Consider the following 19,847-nt stretch of genomic DNA (forward strand, 5'->3'; position numbering starts at 1 on the left):
TTTAGCAGATACAGAGGAATTTTCTTTTTGCAAGGTTTGATAAAACTTTGCCATGCGATCCGAAGGAGGATAGTTTACTAACTGAAACCTCCGAATTCCTCTTTTATGCAATAGAATAAAAAAGAAAGGAAGGAAGAGAAAATGCAGAACAAACATTGTGACAGAAATTTTTACAGGACAGTATTGATGATTGCAATCCCGATTGTCATCCAAAACCTGATCAGCATTGGATTGAATATGGCAGATACAATCATGATCGGTAAACTGGGTGTCGATGAACTTGCAGCGGTTGGAACAGCAAACAGACTGTATTTTATTTTTTCCACGCTGTGTTTTGGAATTTACAGCGGTGCAGCAGTCTATGTTTCTCAATACTGGGGTGTGCGGGATATCAAGAATATTCGCCGCACATTTGGTATCGATATTTTGCTGGGAACAGGAATGTCACTTTTCTTTACAGCGCTGGCACTCTTTTTTGCACCACAGATTCTGTCTTTGTTTACAAGAGATGCCCGAGTAATCGAACTTGGAGGTCAGTATCTGAAAATTGTAGCGATTTCCTATTTCTTCACCTCCATGTCGTTTGCAATTAACTTTAACTCCCGTGCAATCCATCAGTTGAAAGTACCTACTATTATCAATATGTTGGCTTTGTTTATCAATCTGGGCCTCAACTATGTTTTGATCTTTGGAAAGTTAGGTATGCCGAAACTGGGAGTTCGGGGTGCTGCACTGGCAACATTGATTGCCCGTGTTATCGAATTTGCCTTGATGGTAACCTTTGTTTATTCCAATTCGGAACATCCGCTTGCTGGAAAACCGAAGGAACTGTTCAGCTTCGATAAAGAAATGTTCCGTCGTGTACTGAAAACATCCCTCCCTGTTATTATTTCGGAGGGCGGATGGAGTATCGGTAACTCGGTGTACTATATCGCGTACGGTATGCTGGGCGCTTCTGCTTTGGCAGTCGTTCAGGTAGCTTCTACCATCAATGACCTGTTCCAGTCGGTATTCTTCGGTATCGGTAATGCAAGCGCTGTTATGATCGGAAATGAGCTTGGCCGCCGCGAAGAAGAAAAGGCATATTCCTATGCAGTGGTTTTCCTCAAAATGACCTTTATCGTTAACCTTGTGATGTCGGTATCGCTCTTCCTGTCAGAGGGTGCGGTTATCAGCTTGTATGACTTTGATGCTGCGACCAACAGCATGCTCGCAAACACCATTACCGTTTATGCAATTTATATGCTGCCAAAGATGTTTACCTATGTTTTATTCTGCGGTATCCTTCGTTCGGGCGGCGATACTCGTTTCTGCATGATGCTCGATTTGATGGGCGTATGGATTATCGGTGTTCCACTGGCTTTCCTGGGAGTTCTGGTTTTGAAGCTCCCACTGCATCTGGTGGTTGCAATGGTCTTCTTTGAAGAGTGGGTAAAACTTGTTTTTGCATCCCTTCGGTTTAAAAGTAAAAAATGGGCGCATACTTTAATTGATTGATAAAAAAAGGTACTGGAAACAGTACCTTTTTTTGTATATTCATACATGTGAAAATGAAAGAAAGGGTTGGAAACAGCATGTTGTTCATCTTTCAAGAATCAAGTGAAAAATAAATAGTTAATTTAACCAAAAAACAAGATAAAAAATCAGAAAAACAAATGATTTATTCTTTGAGTTTTCAATATATCAAAAAAATATTGCTTTTTTCACAAAAAACGATTATAGTTAAAAAGGAAATAGAATAACTGGAGGGAAGAAAATGAACAAAAATATCGACATCGGCACCAAAATTAAAAAATATCGTAAAGACAAAAAATATACCCTCAAAATGCTTTCGGAGCAGACCGGACTCTCTATTGGTTTCCTCTCCCAGCTGGAACGAGGCATGACCACAATTGCAATTGACTCGTTGGCAAATGTTGCAAGAGTTTTAGGTGTGGAACTGGCTGACTTTTTTGAAAGCGATACAAAAGCAGGAAGCGATCCGGTAACACATGGCTATGATATGCCTATGACTCAGATTGGACCGGAAATTATTCAGTATACGCTGAGCAAGAATGTAGAGGGATACAACCTCTTCCCGAGATTGTTTTATCTGCTTCCATTCGGAGAAGAGCCGGAAAGCGAACCAGAACCATACAAGCATGAAGGAGAAGAATTTATCTACGTTCTGGAAGGAATCCTTGCTTTAGAGCTGGAAGGCAAACATTATACACTCTATCCAGGAGACAGCATCCAGTTTAGTTCCAAGACCCGTCATAACTGGAAAAACCAGACTTCGAAAATTACCAAAATCCTGATGGTGAACACACCAAACCCAATGAAAAAAGAAGATTAGAAAAAGAGTAAGGAAAAAGATTTTCTGCAAAGACTGATTTTAAAGTGCAGGAGGTCTTTTTCTTTTTTTAAAAATATACATAAGGGATAGGAAAGTATTTTCTGACTGTACTTGAAAGCTAAATGATTTTTTGAAGCTTTCAGAGATTTTTTGTAGTTTTTATTGGAAAATCACACGAAAAATCTATAATATATTACACATATAAAATTATTTCAATTTGTCTCTGAAACAAAAGCATTGTAGAAACTACCATTGAAATAGAAGAAAATGTGGATAAAATATATAAAAATAAATCAATATGTGGAATTTTAATTAAACTAAATGGAAAGAATTTTGTTATGCACAGATAAGAAGACGAAAAAATGATAATTCGTTAAGAAAGTAACACTTGACTGTACGAAAGAGAAACAATATAATTTTTATAATAGATGAAGTCTATGATGATTAAAGTCACAGCTTTATCCTATGAATATCAAATATTGTTTTGAAGAACAACGACCTGTCGGTCAGATGTGTCAAAGATACAAAGAGAGATACACATAAAACTGGCCGGAAACGAAAGTTTGGGGGAGGAATTTTTAGATGGCAACAGAAACTCTGAGCAGAGAACGAGTTCTGGAAATCATCGAAGAATGTGGCGGAGATAAAGAACATCTTCTTTCCATTCTGATTGAAATTCAGAGAGAGTGCAGACGTAACTATATCAATGAAGCAAGTGCTAAAGTTGTAGCAGAAAAGCTGGATATTCCGCTGGTACAGCTTTATGATATTCTGACATTCTACGCAATGCTGGAAACCAAGCCAAGAGGCAGATATATCATTGAGGTTTGCAACAATGCTCCTTGCTATATTTCAAAATCTCATGTAATGGCAAAATTCCTGCGCAAAGAACTGGGCATCAATTTTGGCGAAACCACCCCAGACGGCATGTTCAGCCTCCAGTATATGCCGTGTGTTGGTGCATGTAATATTGGTCCGGTTATCAAAATCGGCGATAAAGTATATGGAAACCTGAATGAGGACCGCATCAGAAAAATCCTCAAAGAATTGAGAGAAAACGCCCAGTAAGTAAGGGCTGAGGAAAGGATGTCATATATGTCTAAGACAATACAGCTTTTGACAGCCCGCTGCGGCAAAATCCGTCCTGACTCTGTGGCGGACTATATCGCAAACGGCGGTTTTTCGGCTCTGAAAAAAGCAATGAGCATGGCTCCAATGGAGATCATCAATGAAATCATTGATGCAAAACTTTTGGGACGCGGCGGCGCTTCCTATCCAGCAGGCAAAAAGTGGAAACAGCTTTATGAAATTGAAGGAGATCCAAAATATATTGTCTGCAATGCCGACGAAGGCGAACCGGGAACCTTTAAAGATAAGGTTTTGCTGGAAAAAGATCCGCTGAGCATCATCGAAGGTATGGCAATTGCAGGTTATGTTTTTAACTCGCATGATGGTTATATTTATATCCGCGGTGAGTACCGTGAGATCCAGAAACTGTTCCAGGCTGCAATTGACAATGCGGTAAAAGCAAACTATCTGGGCGACAACATCATGGGTTCCTACTTCAGCTTCCGCGTACATATTGTTTCGGGTGCTGGTGCTTATATCTGTGGTGAAAACTCCGGTCTGCTCAACTCCATTGAAGCAAAAACCGGTCGTCCTCGTGTAAAACCACCGCATCTGGCAGAGGTTGGTCTCTATTCTCAGCCAACTCTGGTAAACAACGTAGAATCCTTTGCAAGCGTACCTCAAATTATTAATATGGGCGGCAAAGCATTCCAGGAACTGGGCGTAGAAGATTCCGGCGGTACCAAGTTGATCTGTCTGTCCGGTAACGTAAATCGCAGAGGTACTTTTGAAGTGCCGATTGGCGGTGTTACTCTGCGTGATATTATTTTTGACCCTGAATTTGGCGGCGGTATTCCGGATGGTAAAGAGCTTAAATGCTATCATCTGGGTGGTCAGTCCGGCCCAATCGGTTTCCCAGAACAGCTGGATACCCGTTATGACCACACTTCCCTGAAAAAACAGGGACTGAGCATCGGTTCCGGTGCAGTAGTTGTACTGGACGATACTGTATGCATCATTGATTACCTGAAGAAGGTATCGGAATTCTTTATCCATGAAAGCTGTGGTAAATGTGTTCCATGCCGTGAAGGTAACCGTCAGATGTACATGATCCTGCATAAATTTGCAACAGGACTTGCAACAGAAAAAGATTTTGAGCGTCTGGAACGCCTGTCCTTTACTATGGCTACCGCATCTTCCTGCGGTCTGGGTCAGTCGGCTTCCACCGCACTTGACTCCTGTCTGAAACATAGACGTGAAGAATTCCAGGCACACATCAACGGCATTTGTCCGGTTTGTTTAAATAGCAGAAAGTATGGTGACCAGTATGCATATTGATCCAAATAAGATGGTTACAATTAACATTGACGGTATTCCGGTAACCGTGCCATCCGGTACCACAATTATGGAAGCCGCAAGAAAAGTCGGTATTAAAATTCCATCCCTGTGCCACCATCCTGACCTGGGAGTCCGCGCATTCTGTCGTGTATGTCTGGTAGAAGACAGCCACAGCAGAAGACTGAAAACTGCCTGCAACAACCTGGTTGATGAGGCAGGCGACATCACCACCAATTCTCCAAAGGTAAGAAAAGCTCGTCAGACCGTTCTGGAGCTGCTGCTTGCAAACCATCCACAGGATTGTCTGCATTGTGAAAGAAACGGCAAATGTGAACTTCAGACTCTGGCAGCAGAATATAATATCCGCGGTAATATCTTTGATCCAGTTTGGAAACCGGTTCCAAAAGAACTGAGCAATCCAGCTCTGGTTCGCGATATGACAAAATGTGTTCGCTGCGGTCGTTGTGTAGAGGCTTGTCAGGCAATTCAGACAACCAATGCAATCGGTTATAGCGGACGTTCCACCGATTTCAAGATTACAACCGCATTTGAGAAGCCACTGAGCGAATCTCCTTGCGTATACTGCGGACAGTGTGTTGCAGTATGTCCAGTTGGTGCATTGTATGAAAAAGATGATACCAAACGTGTTTGGGATGCAATCGACAATAAAGATAAATTTGTTGTTGTTCAGACCGCTCCGGCTGTCCGTGTAGCAATCGGTGAAGAATTTGGCATGGAGCGCGGCGCAATTGCAACTGGTAAGATGGTTGCTGCTCTGCGCAGACTGGGCTTTGACAAAGTATTCGATACCGATTTCTCTGCTGACCTGACCATTATGGAAGAAGGTTACGAGCTGCTTGACCGTATGAAGAATGGCGGTACTCTGCCAATGATTACCTCCTGCAGCCCAGGTTGGATCAACTTTGTGGAAAAGACCTATCCTGATCTGCTTCCGCATGTTTCTTCCTGCAAATCCCCACAGCAGATGTTCGGTGCAATCGCAAAAACTTACTATGCTGACAAGATGGGCATTCCACGTGACAAGATGTTTGTTGTTTCGATCATGCCTTGTATCGCAAAGAAATATGAATGTCAGCGTCCGGAAATGAATTCTTCCGGCTATCAGGATGTCGATGTTGTTTTGACCACCCGCGAGCTTGCAAAGATGATTCGTATGGCTGGACTGGACTTTAACTTCCTGCCAGAGGAAGAATTTGACCATCCGCTGGGACTTGGTTCCGGTGCTGGTGCAATCTTCGGTACTTCCGGCGGTGTAATGGAGGCTGCAATCCGTACCGTATACGAAGTTGTTACCGGAAAAGAACCACAGAGCCTCGACTTTACTGCATGCAGAGGTCATGAAGGCATTAAGGAAGCAACTTTGGATCTGGATGGAACACCAGTTAAGGTTGCTATTACAAACGGTCTGAAGAATGCAAGAGTTCTGATGGATAAGATTCGTGCAGGAGAAGCAGACTATCAGTTTATTGAAGTTATGTGCTGTCCAGGCGGTTGCGTAGGCGGCGGCGGTCAGCCATTTAGAACAACAGCTGCAATCCGCGAGCATCGTATGGATGGACTGTACAAAGTAGATAAGAATATGAATCTGCGTCAGTCCCATAAGAATCCGGATATCCAGACCCTGTACAGCGAATTCCTCAAAGAGCCAAACAGCCATCTGGCTCATGAACTGCTGCATACTCACTACGAGGATCGTTCGGATAAATAACAATACTAAAATCAAAAGGACAGTACCAAACAGGTACTGTCCTTTTTTATCGTTTTATCGCTGGATATTATCAATTCCAAGTTTTATGAATTCCCGCATGGCAAGAGTGACATAAGAAGAATTTTTATAATAAAAATAAGCAAAACGTTTGGTGTGGTCAGAATTGATTTTATAGTATACCAGATTGGATACCGGTGGGGTTCGGGTTACCAGAGTATCACTGACCAGTGTAATGCCGATATTGTTACAGACAATGTTATAGGCGGTGGTGAGCTGGTCAACCTCCAGCTGAATTTTGGGGGTAAATCCTGCCTGCTCACAGAGAGAATCCAGCTGGATGCGGGTATCGTTGCCGTGGCGCAGAGCGATGAAGGTGTGATCCTGAAACGTTTCCATGGAGATGCACGGAGTAAGAGGGTCAATGTGCTTTTTGCTTAGGATATCGGCGTGTGTGAGCGCGCAGGAACGGTTTTGGATGCAGACAGGATCGGATACAGGGACAGCCAGCAAAAGCTGCTCTGAGCAGAACAGCTCGCGCTGATAAATGCTTTCATCCATAGGATGGTTGTCCAGAACAAGGTCCAGATCTCCTTTAAATAATTTTTCTTCCAGATAGGCGATATTTCCCTCGCTGAGTTTTACATCCACACCGGGGTAGAGGCGATTAAATTCACTGATAATCTGCGGAAGAACCAGAGCAGAGAAGGCATTGTTGGAGCCGATGGAGAGGTGTCCTGTCTTTAATCCACGCACGTCGTTGAGATAGTTTTCAAATTCATTTTCCAGCGTCATAATTTTTTCAATGTAGCGGATATATTCTGCACCACATTCGGTCAGCTGCAAAGGGGATGCATTTCGGTTGAAAATAGGGAATCCCAGTTTTTGCTCCGTCTTTTTGACCAAGGCACTTAAACAGGGTTGGGTGACATAAAGATTTTTGGCAGCCTTGGTAAAGCTTTTTTCCTTATAGACCTCATAGACATATTCCATATTACGAAACATCTGCTCACACTCCATAAATAAATATTTATGATTTTTATAAATATATAAATATTTGATTTTATTATAAAATGGATTTATACTTAAGTCAAGCTAAAACAAGGGGGCGACAACGAAGAATGAATCCGGTTATTGGAATTATCGGTGGAATGGGTCCACTGGCAACCTGCGATTTGATGCAGAAGATCATTGAATATACCGATGCCGACACAGACCAGGACCATGTCAGAATCTGTGTTGACTGCAATACAAACATTCCAGATAGAACCACAGCAATTCTGCATGGTGGAAAAAGCCCGGTTCCAGAGCTCGTCAAGAGCGCGAAACGACTGGAGGCAATGGGAGCACAGGTACTGATAATGTCCTGCAACACAGCACATTATTTTTATGATGATATGATCCCTTATCTGGAAACACCGTTCTTGAACATGATCAATGAGACAGCCGCTTTTTTGAAATGGATTAATACTTCCAAAGTAGGCGTTCTGGCAACTGACGGAACAAGAGAAAGCGGTATTTTTGAAAAAGCTCTGAGAAATGAAGAGATCCAGACGGTATATCCATCTGAGAAAAATCAGAAACTGCTGATGTCATTGATTTACGATTACATCAAAGCAGGAAAATCAGGAATCGAAAACCTGCCAGTACAGGGAATCCTGGATGAAATGTGGGAACAGGGAGCAGAAAAAATTATTATGGGTTGTACCGAGCTTCCGATTTTGTTTGAGAGATTAGGCATGATGAATAACGATATGATCGACCCGACTGTAATTCTGGCACAGAGTGCCCTGCGAGCAGTGGGCAAAAAGCTCAAACCAACCGCATTGATTGAGCTTGTCAGAGGTGGGAAACTGGTAAGCAGTGACAGAACACATCAGGCGGTCGTATAAATAAGAATCTATTTTGTGGGAAAGCAAAGAAGCAGCAGCTTTGTAGAAAAGCGGCTGCTTCTTTGTCTTGCATCCAAAAAAGATAAGGTCTATAATAGAAAAAAATCCAACAGGATTTGCTTTAAGGAGGAAACTGATATGCATACAGCAATGACACAACAGCAGGCTTATGAGCTGCTCAAACAGTATAACAAGGACCCATTTCATTTAAGACATGCGCGTACCGTAGAGGGTACCATGCGTTACTTTGCAAGGGAACTGGGCTATGGAGAAGAGGAAGATTTCTGGGGTATTGTGGGACTTCTGCATGATCTGGATTTTGAGCTTTATCCAGAAGAACACTGCATTAAGAGTCAGGAACTGATGAAACAGGCAGGTCTGGAAGATGAAGTGATTCATGCAACAGCCAGCCATGGTTATGGAATGTGCTGCGATATCTGCCCAGAACATCAGATGGAAAAGGTATTGTTTGCAACCGATGAGCTTACTGGTCTGATTGGTGCAGCAGCGCTGATGCGTCCTTCCAAAAGCACCAAAGATATGGAGTTAAAATCTTTAAAGAAAAAGTTTAAGGATAAACGCTTTGCTGCTGGTTGTTCCCGCGAAACCATTCAGCAGGGTGCAGATATGCTGGGCTGGGAGCTGGATGAACTGTTATCCAGAACACTGGCAGCCATGCAGGAAATCGAAGATGGTTTAAACGAGGAATTTGGAGAGTAGGTCAAAACAGGGAGGAAAACCATGGCATTGAGAGCAATCCGGATCAACGATGATCCAATTTTGAAAAAACATTGTAAAAAAGTGGAAGTAGTGGATGATAAGATCCGCCAAATCCTCAATGATATGCTGGATACCCTGCATGCAACCTCAAACGGCGCTGCAATTGCAGCACCACAGGTCGGTATTTTAAAGCGTCTGGTTGTAATTGACATGGGAGAATTAAGCAACGGTGTACTGAAGCTGGTAAATCCTGAGATTATTAATCAGGAAGGGGAGCAGCTCTGTGAAGAAGGTTGTCTGAGTTTTCCGGATCGCTGGGCACAAACTCGCCGTCCAAACCGCGTGACAGTAAAAGCGTTGGATGAGAATGGAAATCCAGTTACCTTGACTGGAGAAGGTGACCTTGCAAAATGTTTCTGCCATGAGCTGGATCATCTGGATGGCATCGTTTTTTTGGATAAGGCAGTTCCGGGCTCGGTTGTAAACACTGCGGGTGTAAGACGGGCACAGAACCGGAGGCGCCGATAATGGACTGGATACAGCTGGTACTTCCAACAGAGGGAATGCAGGCCGCTATTCTTGCCTACCGTGATAGTTTCACAAAAGATGATGACTTGCCGCAGATCGACTGGGACAGGATAGAACAGGATTATTTTGGATGGCTCGATCAACAGAAAGATCAAATGCTGGGACTAAACGGAAAAACGGAGATGGTTTATTTCGCAGTTGACCCAGAGGATCGGATTGCAGCAAGCGTGCATCTTTATGAGAATGCAGAGAAAAAGATGGAATGGAATCTTTTCCTCTGTCCAGTATACCAAGAAAATGCGCAGCAGTTGAAGCAACAGGTCAAGTTACAGTTAGAGGACTGGAGATTGCTTGAAACATAAAATGGAGGAATCGGTATGGAGTACAAACGATTTGGAAATACGGTTGTTGTCCGGATGGACAAGGGCGAAGAAATCGTGGAGCAGGTAAAACAAGTTGCATTGAAGGAAAATATCAAACTTGCTCAGGTAAGTGCTCTGGGAGCAACCAACGACTTTGAGGTGGGATTGTTCGATACCCAGAAGATGCAGTATCTGCCAAATCATTTTACAGGAGATCATGAGATCGTATCTTTGACCGGAACGATCAATACCATGAACGGGGAGTACTACTCCCATTTACATATGAGCGCTGCTGGAAGGGATGGGTCCGTTGTAGGAGGGCACCTGAAAAGAGCGATGATCAGTGTAACCTGCGAAATGGTCATTACCCTGATTGATGGGGTTGTGGACCGCGAGTTTGTAGCGGAATTGGGACTGAATCAATTCAAGTTTTAACAAAGATAAAAGCTGCCGTAATGTTACGGCAGCTTTTTTTAAAATAAAGTAAATACAAAATTTATGGAAGAAATTGGTAAATTATGTTTTGCTTTGACAAGATAAAATGAAAAAGTGCAAAGCGCAATAAAAAGTGGATTTTATTGCGAGATTTTCTGAATATATTGTTAGTGAAAAAACAATATTTAGCAGTTTGCTGCTTTAGAACAGTAAATTTTATAAATATTAGAAAAATTAAAACGGCATTCTTGACATCGACTGATGATTTTGCTATGATAAAGCAAAATAAAGTAAATATTATACATTATGTGGATTTTTCATGCATATTATTAAGAAATGATAGTAGACCGAACGCAGTGTTTGGATTTTACTATAATTTATAAAGGACATTCAGTAAGGAGGAATATCATGAAGAAATCATTCTCGAAGTTGCTTGCACTTGCACTGACAGCTTCCCTCGTTTTAAGCGGCTGTGGAGGAACATCAGGTTCATCTGACAAGGAAGAAGATACTTCTGGTAAAACAGAAGCTTCCGGAAATGAAGAACCGCAGGCAGAGGAAAAAGAAGAAAGCGCAGAGGCAATTACAGATTTGGTTATCTCAAAAGTTGCCAGCTCCGAACTTGCAACCTTTAACCTTCTCAATTCTGAAACATCGGCTGATACACAGTATCTGACCAATCTCTGGGATGGTCTGCTGGAAGCAAACAGCTATGGCGAACTGGTTCCTGCACTGGCAGAGGAGTGGGGCACCGAAGATGGCGGCCTTACCTGGACCTTCAAGATTCGTGATGGCGTAAAATGGGTTGATGTAAATGGAGAAGAAAAGGCAGATTGTACTGCACAGGATTTCCTGACCGGACTTGAGTGGATTCTGAACTTCCATAAGAACGATTCTGCAAATACTTCGATGCCGATGGAAATGATCGAAGGTGCAGCAGAATACTATGAATATACCAAAGGCCTGTCTCAGGAAGAAGCATATGCACTGAATGCCGGAGAAGGTTCCAAGTTTGCAGAAATGGTTGGAATCGAAGTAGTGGACGGCAACACACTGGTATATCATTGCACCGAAGCAAAACCATATTTCTATACCGTTGGTGCATACGCCTGTCTCTATCCAATCTCTCAAGGCTTGATCGATGAACTGGGTGTAGACGGTATCAAATCGATGAACAACGAAAATATGTGGTACAACGGATGCTATACCATGACATCCTATATTCAGGGTAATGAAAAGGTATTTACCAAGAATCCACATTACTGGGATACAGAATGCAGCCGCTTTGAAACAGTTACCATTAAAATGGTAGAATCCAACGATGTGGCATATCAACTGTATCAGTCCGGAGAACTGGATGAAGTAACCCTGACAGAAAGTAACGTTAAGACCATCAGCGGTGATGAAAGCAATCCATATCACGATCAGATGATCGAATGGCCATTGGATTTCCGTTCCTATCAGTTCCACTTCAACTATGACAAACGCAACGAAGATGGTTCTGTAGATACCAACTGGAATACCGCAATTTCCAATGAAGCATTCCGTAAATCCTGGTACTATGGTCTGGATTTGACTCCATACTACAGCAGAACCAACGCAGTAAATCCAATGAGCTGTGAAAACCTGTTCTACAGCATGCCGGGTTTGCTGTATACCTCGGATGGTACAGATTATACCGACCTGGTAAGACAGGAACTTGGTTTGCCGGAAAGCAATGGCGAAACAATGGTACGTCTGGATGCAGAAAAGGCAGAACAGTACAAACAGCAGGCAATTGAAGAACTGACAGCTCTGGGTGTTACCTTCCCAGTTGGTGTTGATTATTATATCGCAGCAAGCAACCAGGCAGCTCTGGACAGCGCAAACGTACTGAAACAGGCATTGGCTGACAGCCTGGGAGAAGACTATGTAACACTCAACATTAAGACTTATATCTCCAGTGCTTCCAAAGAAGTTTATGAGCCAAAACTCCAGTCGATCAACATTTCTGGTTGGGGTGCTGACTACGGTGATCCACAGAACTATCTGGGCCAGGAAACCTATGGAAACGACTATGCTTACTATACCAGAACTCTTTCTAACATCAATGATGTAGAAGAAACAGAAGCTACCAAAGTGCTGCTGGATGAATACAAAGAGTACACTGCAATGGTTGAAGAAGCAAACAAGATCTGTGATGATCTGGATGCACGTTATGAAGCATTTGCAAAAGCAGAGGCTTATCTGATCGACCATGTTCTGACCATGCCAAACTACTATAACATCGGCTGGACTCTTTCCAAGATTAATCCATACAGCAAGATGAAAGCAATGTACGGTATCCAGAATTCCAAGATGAAGAACTGGGAAACCAATGCAAATGGTTATACCAGTGAAGAAATGCAGGAAATCAAGGAAAAACATGATAACCGTGAAGCATAAAATAAAGTAACTATTATATATTAAAAGTGAGAGGAATTTCCTCTCACTTTTAATATAGTAAAAAACAAAAGTACTCACTAATCAAAGTGAATGAAATAATAGCACCATAATGCTTAAAAAAATGATTGAAAATCTATATATTATCTAAAAAAATTAGCAATATGCAAGATATTAAACATAAAAAACGAAGAAAATAATGAAAATAATTAGATATTATTGACAATAAGAGCTAAGGTTGCTATTATAAAAAAGTAAAGTAAAAGCGATACATTTTATGGAATCGTTTTTAGGTGACTTAAAAAAGACACCAAGTCCGAAGGAGGAGCAATTATGAAGAAAACAATATCCAAATTGCTGGCTTTGGCATTGACAGCATCTCTGGTGTTGAGTGGTTGCGGCGGCAGCGGCAGCAGCGAAACAGCAGACAATCAGACAGATGAAAACAGTGCTGGAACAGAAAGTCAGGCAGAAGAAAATGAGAATGAAATCAAAGATCTGGTAATTCCAAGATTGGCTACCAGAGAAATGCAGACATTCGATATTCTGTACAGCCAGAATTTTTATGACCTGGAAAATCTGACCAACATGCAGGATCCACTGCTGGAAGTTGATACACATGGTAAACTGGTTCCATGTATTGCAGATGAGTGGGGCACAGAAGATGATGGTCTGAACTGGACATTCCATATTCGTGAAGGCGTAAAATGGGTTGACGTCAATGCAAATGAAAAAGCAGACGTTACATCTTACGACTTTGCAACCGGTATGGAGTGGGTACTCAACTACTACAAAAATGATGCAGCACATACTGCACAGCCAATCGAACTGATTGCTGGTGCAAAAGAATATTATGAATACACCAAGAGCCTGACCAAAGAAGAGGCTTATGCACTGGATGCAAGTGAAGGTTCTAAATTCCAGGAAATGGTTGGAATTAAGACACCAGACGCAAACACAATTGTTTATACCTGTACAGGCAATAAACCATACTTTGACTCTCTGGCAACTTGGGCTGGTATGTATCCAAGATCTCAGGCAATGATCGATGAGCTGGGTGGTCCTGATGGTGTAAAAGCTATGAACAATGAGACCATGTGGTACAACGGCTGCTACCTGATGACCTCTTATGTTCAGGGCAACGAAAAAGTATTTACCAAGAACCCAGCTTACTGGGACAAAGACTGCAAACTCTTTGATACCGTTACAATTAAGATGATCGAGTCCAACGATGTAGGTTATCAGCTGTATCAGACCGGTGAAGCAGATTACATCGACTTGACCGAAAGCAACCTGGCTACCATCAATGGAAACGAAGATAACGAATTCCATGATCAGCTGGTTTCCAAACCATCGGATATCTATTCTTACCAGATTCGTTTCAACTATGATAAACGCAAAGAAGACGGCACACCAGATACTAACTGGAATACCGCAGCTGCAAATGAAGCATTCCGTCTGTCCTGGTACTATGGTCTGGATCTGAAAGATCATTACAAGAGAACTGACCCAATTGATCCATTAAACTGTGAAAATGAATTTTACAGCATGAAGGGTCTCTGCTATACCAGCGATGGTACAGACTACACAGAACTGGTTAGAGATAAACTGGGTCTGCCGGATGCAAATGGTGAATCTATTGTAAGACTGGATGCAGACAAAGCAGCACAGTACAAACAGCAGGCAATTGAAGAGCTGACCGCTGCTGGCGTTACCTTCCCAGTAGAAGTTGACTACTATGTATCCGCAAGCAACCAGGTTGCTCTTGACTCTGCAAACGTATTGGCACAGTGCTTCTCCAATAGCTTGGGTGATGATTATGTTAAACTGAACATTAAGACATACATCCAGAGCAGCACAAACGAAGTTTATACTCCAAAACTCCATTCCATTTCTGCTGGCGCAGGCTGGGGCGCTGACTACGGCGATCCACAGAACTACCTGATTCAGGAAGCATATGGATATGACAACGCTTACTATTCCGCAAAATATACCAACATCAATTCTGTGGAAGAAAATGAAAACACCAAAGCTCTGTTGGATACTTACAAAGAATTCACAAGATTGATCGAAGAAGCAGATGCTATCGTTGATGATACCGATGCACGTTATGAAGCATTTGCAGAAGCAGAAGCATACATGATTCAGCACGCACTGGTAATTCCACAGTACTATGGAACTGGTTGGGTTCTTACCAAGATCAATCCATACAGCAAGATGTACGCTGTATATGGCTGCCAGAACGACAAGATGAAGAACTGGGAAACCAACGCAGACGGTTATACAACCGAAGAAATGGAAGCCATTAAAGCAGCATATGAAGCAGAGAAGTAAGAAACTTCAATAAAAAGAAAAGCAGGAGATTGTATCTCCTGCTTTTTTTTTGGTGATTTATAACATGTTTCACATAAAAAAGAATAGTTTGTTAATAAAAATAGTATATATTATTGACAGCCTGAAAATAATGTGTTATATTTGAACCAGTCGTTAACATTGTACAAAGGCTCCGAAAAATATAGTACAATGTTATAGCGATGAGTTTTTATTATGGAGCCTATAGTTCAACCGTTTACAGGTTGTAAAGGAGGAAGAATATGAAAAAGACATTATCCAGACTGCTTGCTATCGCAATGACAGCTTCTCTTGTTTTGAGTGGTTGTGGCGGTACTGGCGGATCTACCAGCACCGAAGAAGGAACAAGCACAGAAGGCAATACTACTTCTACAGAAGGCGAAGCTACTGCAGAAGCAGGTTCTGAAAACGAAATTAAAGATCTGGTTCTTGGTATTCTGTCTAGCCGTGAGCTCGAGACCTTTAATATGCTGTACTCTCAGAGAGCTGAGGACTTTGAAAACCTGACACAGCTGTTTGATGGTCTGCTGGAAGCTGATCCAGATGGTAAACTGGTTCCTGCAATTGCTGATGAATGGGGAACTGAAGACGGTGGTATTACCTGGAAATTCCACATTCGTGACGGTGTAAAATGGGTTGATGTTAACGGCAACGAAAAAGGCGATTGTGACGCTTACGACTTTGCAACCGGTTTGGAATGGGTACTGAACTTCCATAAGAACGATTCCAACAATACTTCCATGCCTTTGGAAATGATCGAAGGCGCAGAAGAATATTACGAATACACCAAGTCCCTGTCCAAAGAAGAAGCTTATGCTCTGACAGCAGGTGAAGGCTCCAAGTTCCTGGAAATGGTTGGTATGGAAGTACCAGATGCTAACACAGTTATTTATAAGTGTGTAGCTCCAAAGCCATATTTTGACTCCCTGGGCGCATACAACTGTCTGTATCCAGTAGATCAGGCAATGATCGATGAACTGGGCGGTCCAGATGGATTCAAATCTGTTACCAATGAAACTCTGTGGTACAACGGATGCTACACCATGACATCCTATATCCAGGGTAATGAAAAGGTATTTACCAAAAACCCAATGTACTGGGATACTGAGTGCACACGTTTTGATACCGTTACTTACAAAATGATTGAGTCTTCTGATGTTGGTTATCAGTTGTACGAAACCGGCGAAATCGATGCAATCGGTCTGAGCGAATCTCAGCTGAGCACCATCACTTCTGATCCAAACCACAAGTTCTATAACTATCTGGTTCCAGCAACTCCATCCAAATACTCCTATCAGTTCCACTTCAACTTCAACAAGAAGAATGAAGACGGCACACCAGATACTAACTGGAACACTGCTATCGCTAACGAAGCATTCCGTAAAGCAATGTACTATGGTCTGGATCTGACCAACTACTGGAAGAGAACTAATGCAGTTGACCCAATGGCTTGTGAAAATAACTTCTACACCATGAAGGGTCTGTGCTACACTTCTGATGGTACTGATTACGTTGAACTGGTAAGAAAAGAAATGGGTCTGCCAGAAGAAAACGGCGAAACACCAGTCAGACTGGATGCAGCAAAAGCAGAAGAATATAAGAAACAGGCTATGGAAGAACTGACCGCTCTGGGCGTAACCTTCCCAGTAGAGCTGGATCACTATATTCAGGCTTCCAACCAGAATGCTCTTGACTCCGCAAACGTACTGGCACAGTGCTTCAGCGACAGCCTGGGCGACGACTTTATTAAACTGTCTATCAACACCTATATCAAGAGCGGTACTCAGGAAGTTTACGTTCCACACCTGCACTCTGTAGCTCTGAACGGTTGGGGCGCTGACTACGGTGACCCACAGAACTACCTCGGTCAGGAAGTTTACGGCAACGACAACGCTTACTACTCTGCAAACTACTCCTACATCAATGAAATCACTGAAGAAACTCCAGAAAACAAAGCTCTGCTGGATACTTACAAAGAATTCACCAAGATGGTAGAAGAAGCAGACGCTATCACTGACGATATGGATGCACGTTACGCAGCATACGCAAAAGCAGAAGCTTACATGCTTGAGCATTGTCTGGTAATTCCATACAACTACAGTGTTGGCTGGTCCCTGAGCAAAGTTGATAACGACAGCAAGATTATGGCTATGTACGGTTCTCAGAACGACAAGATGAAGAACTGGAAGACCAACGCAAATGGCTATACTTCTGAAGAAAAAGGTGTTGCAGATATCATTAAAGCATACACTGAATCTAAAGCTCAATAGTGAATGTTGATAAAAAGCAGGATTGCGAAAGCAATCCTGCTTTTTTTTTATTTTTGTCACACAAAATTGCACAAAGTATATATTTTTTTAAGGTGAAAGTAAATAATTTTTATAAAAAATATTGACTTTGTGAAACGCGTATGATAATATCATAGAGGACAAAATATGCTGCAAAAAATATAATTATATGAAAAATGCAGCGATATTTTTATTTAAAGCAAATAATACTGTGTTAAAATTATAACAGTATAAAATTTGCAGAGGGGGATAAAAATGAAAAAGACAGTATCAAGAGTAATGGCATTGCTTCTGGCAAGTATGCTGACACTGACTGGCTGCGGCGGCTCTCAGGAAACCGGAGAAGAGAATACTACTTCCGGAGAAGCTGGCGGAACAGAGCAGAAGGAAGAAGCATCTTCGGAAAATGAGATCAAAGATCTGGTAATTCCGATGGCAGTTAGCCGTGAACTGGAAACCTTCAACATCCTGTATGCACAGAGACAAGAGGATAGTGAGAACCTGACAAACCTGGTTGATGGTCTGTTGGAGGTTGATACAAAAGGTAAACTGGTACCTGCAATTGCAAAAGAATGGGGTACCGAAGATGGCGGTCTGACTTGGACCTTTAAACTTCGCGAAGGTGTAAAATGGGTCGATGTAAACGGTCAGGAAAAGGCAGATTGTAATGCACAGGACTTTGCAACCGGCCTGGAATGGGTACTCAACTTCCATAAAAACGATTCCACCAATACTTCGATGCCACTGGAAATGATTAAAGGTGCAAAAGAGTATTATGAATATACCAAGACCCTGTCCGCAGAAGAAGCGTATGCACTGAATGCGGGAGAAGGTTCCAAATTCCGTGAAATGGTTGGATTTGAAACACCGGATGATTATACCGTTGTTTACCATTGCCTGGCACCAAAGCCATATTTCGATTCTCTGGGAACTTATAACTGCTTGTATCCAGCACCACAGGCATTGATTGATGAGCTGGGTGTTGAAAACTATAAAGCAATCAACAATGAGACCATGTGGTACAATGGATGCTATACCATGACATCCTATCTGCAGGGCAACGAAAAGATCTTCACCAAGAATCCTCTTTACTGGGATACTGAAGCAAAATTGTTTGATACTGTTACCTACAAGATGGTTGAATCCGGTGATATCAGCTTCCAGCTATATGAAAGCGGAGAGGTAGACTATGTTGCTTTGGGTGAAGCACGAATCAATACAATTGCAAACAATCCGGATGATCCGCTCTATCAGTATATGATTCCGGATGTTCCATCCAAACATTCTTATCAGTTCCACTTTAACTACAACAAGAACAAAGAAGATGGAACTCCAGATACCAACTGGAACAACGCAATTGCAAATGAAGCATTCCGTAAGACCTGGTATCATGGATTGGATTTGACCAATTACTTTAAACGTACCAACGCAATTGACCCAATGGTTTGTGAAAACAACTTCTACACCATGAAAGGTCTGTGCTACACCTCTGATGGTACTGACTATGTTGAACTGGTAAGAAAAGAACTGGGTCTTGCAGAAGAAAATGGTGAAACACCGGTTCGTATTGATGCTGAAAAAACAGCTGAATACAAAAAACAGGCAATGGAAGAACTGTCTGCTCTGGGTGTAACCTTCCCGGTTGAAGTTGATTATTACATTATCGCTTCCAACCAGACCGCTCTGGATAGCGCAACTGTTCTGAAACAGTGCTTCTCCGATGGTTTGGGTGACGACTTTGTTAAACTCAACATCAAGACCTATATCAAGAGCCTGCGTCAGGAAGTTTTGAATCCACATCTCCAGTCCTTCGTTCTCAACGGTTGGGGTGCTGACTATGGTGACCCACAGAACTTCCTTGGTCAGGAACTGTATGGTTATGACAACGCAGATTATTCTGCAAACTATTCCTTCATCAATGAAGTAACAGCAGAAACAGAAGCAAATCAACAGCTGATTAATACTTACAAGGAATACACCAAGATGGTAGAAGAAGCAAACGAAATCACAGATGATCTGGATGCACGTTATGCAGCATACGCAAAAGCAGAAGCTTATATGCTGGATCATGTTCTGGTTCTGCCATGTAACTATGGTATTGGCTGGGCACTTGGTAAGGTTGATAATGACAGCAAGATGAACGCAATGTTCGGTATCCAGAATAACAAGATGAAAAACTGGGAGACCAATGTCAACGGTTATACCTCCGAAGACAAGGGTGTAGCTGATCAGATTGCTGCATATTCTGCTAAATAATTGTACAAAACATAGAAAACAGGACCATTTATGGTCCTGTTTTTTTATTTATCACGCTAAAGACCAGATTGTACAAAAATAATGATGCTTTGTGACATCATTTCATAAACTTTGATGTGGGAATAT

At 42.1% G+C, this 19,847-nt stretch carries 15 protein-coding genes; 14 read left to right on the forward strand and 1 reads right to left on the reverse strand.

Features of this window, described 5'->3' with window-relative positions; genetic code table 11:
• The first annotated feature begins 141 nt into the window (after nucleotides 1-141).
• The 5 genes from BQ5375_RS08040 to BQ5375_RS08060 all read left to right on the forward strand — a co-directional run bounded on the left by BQ5375_RS08040 (nucleotide 142) and on the right by BQ5375_RS08060 (nucleotide 6,470).
• A complete protein-coding gene (locus BQ5375_RS08040) occupies nucleotides 142-1,497 on the forward strand; it encodes an MATE family efflux transporter (RefSeq protein WP_022133438.1) in 1,356 nt (451 codons plus the stop codon).
• 259 nt (nucleotides 1,498-1,756) lie between these two features.
• Nucleotides 1,757-2,335 carry a helix-turn-helix domain-containing protein gene (locus tag BQ5375_RS08045; RefSeq protein WP_022133437.1) on the forward strand — a complete coding sequence of 193 codons (579 nt, stop codon included), beginning with the start codon at nucleotides 1,757-1,759 and terminating at the stop codon, nucleotides 2,333-2,335.
• A 582-nt stretch (nucleotides 2,336-2,917) separates the two neighbouring features.
• Complete coding sequence (locus tag BQ5375_RS08050; RefSeq protein WP_022133436.1) at nucleotides 2,918-3,403, forward strand: NADH-quinone oxidoreductase subunit NuoE family protein; 486 nt, start codon at nucleotides 2,918-2,920, stop codon at nucleotides 3,401-3,403.
• A gap of 27 nt (nucleotides 3,404-3,430) precedes the next feature.
• Nucleotides 3,431-4,741 carry a complex I 51 kDa subunit family protein gene (locus tag BQ5375_RS08055; protein ID WP_076917689.1) on the forward strand — a complete coding sequence of 437 codons (1,311 nt, stop codon included), beginning with the start codon at nucleotides 3,431-3,433 and terminating at the stop codon, nucleotides 4,739-4,741.
• Nucleotides 4,731-6,470, forward strand: a complete 1,740-nt coding sequence (locus BQ5375_RS08060) for an NADH-dependent [FeFe] hydrogenase, group A6 (RefSeq protein WP_235849988.1) — start codon at nucleotides 4,731-4,733, stop codon at nucleotides 6,468-6,470. Before BQ5375_RS08055 ends, BQ5375_RS08060 begins: the two co-directional genes overlap by 11 nt.
• A 54-nt stretch (nucleotides 6,471-6,524) precedes the next feature.
• On the opposite strand, the gene BQ5375_RS08065 is transcribed toward BQ5375_RS08060, so the two are convergent.
• On the reverse strand, nucleotides 6,525-7,472 hold the full coding sequence (locus tag BQ5375_RS08065) for a LysR family transcriptional regulator (RefSeq protein WP_022133433.1): 948 nt from the start codon (nucleotides 7,470-7,472) through the stop codon (nucleotides 6,525-6,527).
• Between the two features lie 116 nt (nucleotides 7,473-7,588).
• Between BQ5375_RS08065 and cuyB the strand changes: the two genes are divergently transcribed.
• The 9 genes from cuyB to BQ5375_RS08110 all read left to right on the forward strand — a co-directional run bounded on the left by cuyB (nucleotide 7,589) and on the right by BQ5375_RS08110 (nucleotide 19,721).
• On the forward strand, nucleotides 7,589-8,359 hold the full coding sequence (gene cuyB, locus BQ5375_RS08070; protein WP_022133432.1) for a cysteate racemase: 771 nt from the start codon (nucleotides 7,589-7,591) through the stop codon (nucleotides 8,357-8,359).
• A 138-nt stretch (nucleotides 8,360-8,497) separates the two neighbouring features.
• On the forward strand, nucleotides 8,498-9,079 hold the full coding sequence (locus BQ5375_RS08075) for a hypothetical protein (RefSeq protein WP_022133431.1): 582 nt from the start codon (nucleotides 8,498-8,500) through the stop codon (nucleotides 9,077-9,079).
• Between the two features lie 21 nt (nucleotides 9,080-9,100).
• Nucleotides 9,101-9,607, forward strand: a complete 507-nt coding sequence (gene def, locus BQ5375_RS08080) for a peptide deformylase (RefSeq protein ID WP_022133430.1) — start codon at nucleotides 9,101-9,103, stop codon at nucleotides 9,605-9,607.
• Nucleotides 9,607-9,969, forward strand: a complete 363-nt coding sequence (locus BQ5375_RS08085; RefSeq protein ID WP_022133429.1) for a hypothetical protein — start codon at nucleotides 9,607-9,609, stop codon at nucleotides 9,967-9,969. The genes def and BQ5375_RS08085 overlap by 1 nt, the downstream gene beginning before the upstream one ends.
• 15 nt (nucleotides 9,970-9,984) lie before the next feature.
• Nucleotides 9,985-10,404, forward strand: coding sequence for a PPC domain-containing DNA-binding protein (locus BQ5375_RS08090; RefSeq protein WP_022133428.1), 420 nt, complete (start codon nucleotides 9,985-9,987; stop codon nucleotides 10,402-10,404).
• Nucleotides 10,405-10,812: 408 nt separating this feature from the next.
• Nucleotides 10,813-12,828: a peptide ABC transporter substrate-binding protein gene (locus BQ5375_RS08095; protein ID WP_076917690.1), complete on the forward strand. Its 2,016-nt coding sequence runs from the start codon at nucleotides 10,813-10,815 to the stop codon at nucleotides 12,826-12,828.
• Nucleotides 12,829-13,158: 330 nt separating this feature from the next.
• Nucleotides 13,159-15,159 carry a peptide ABC transporter substrate-binding protein gene (locus BQ5375_RS08100; protein WP_076917691.1) on the forward strand — a complete coding sequence of 667 codons (2,001 nt, stop codon included), beginning with the start codon at nucleotides 13,159-13,161 and terminating at the stop codon, nucleotides 15,157-15,159.
• Nucleotides 15,160-15,419: 260 nt separating this feature from the next.
• The gene (locus tag BQ5375_RS08105) at nucleotides 15,420-17,447 is read left to right on the forward strand and encodes a peptide ABC transporter substrate-binding protein (RefSeq protein WP_022133425.1); all 2,028 of its coding nucleotides are present in this window, start codon (nucleotides 15,420-15,422) and stop codon (nucleotides 17,445-17,447) included.
• 273 nt (nucleotides 17,448-17,720) lie between these two features.
• On the forward strand, nucleotides 17,721-19,721 hold the full coding sequence (locus BQ5375_RS08110) for a peptide ABC transporter substrate-binding protein (protein ID WP_022133424.1): 2,001 nt from the start codon (nucleotides 17,721-17,723) through the stop codon (nucleotides 19,719-19,721).
• The last annotated feature ends 126 nt before the right edge of the window (nucleotides 19,722-19,847 follow it).

The sequence above is a fragment of the Negativibacillus massiliensis genome (genome assembly GCF_900148495.1).
Taxonomy (GTDB): domain Bacteria; phylum Bacillota; class Clostridia; order Oscillospirales; family Ruminococcaceae; genus Negativibacillus; species Negativibacillus massiliensis.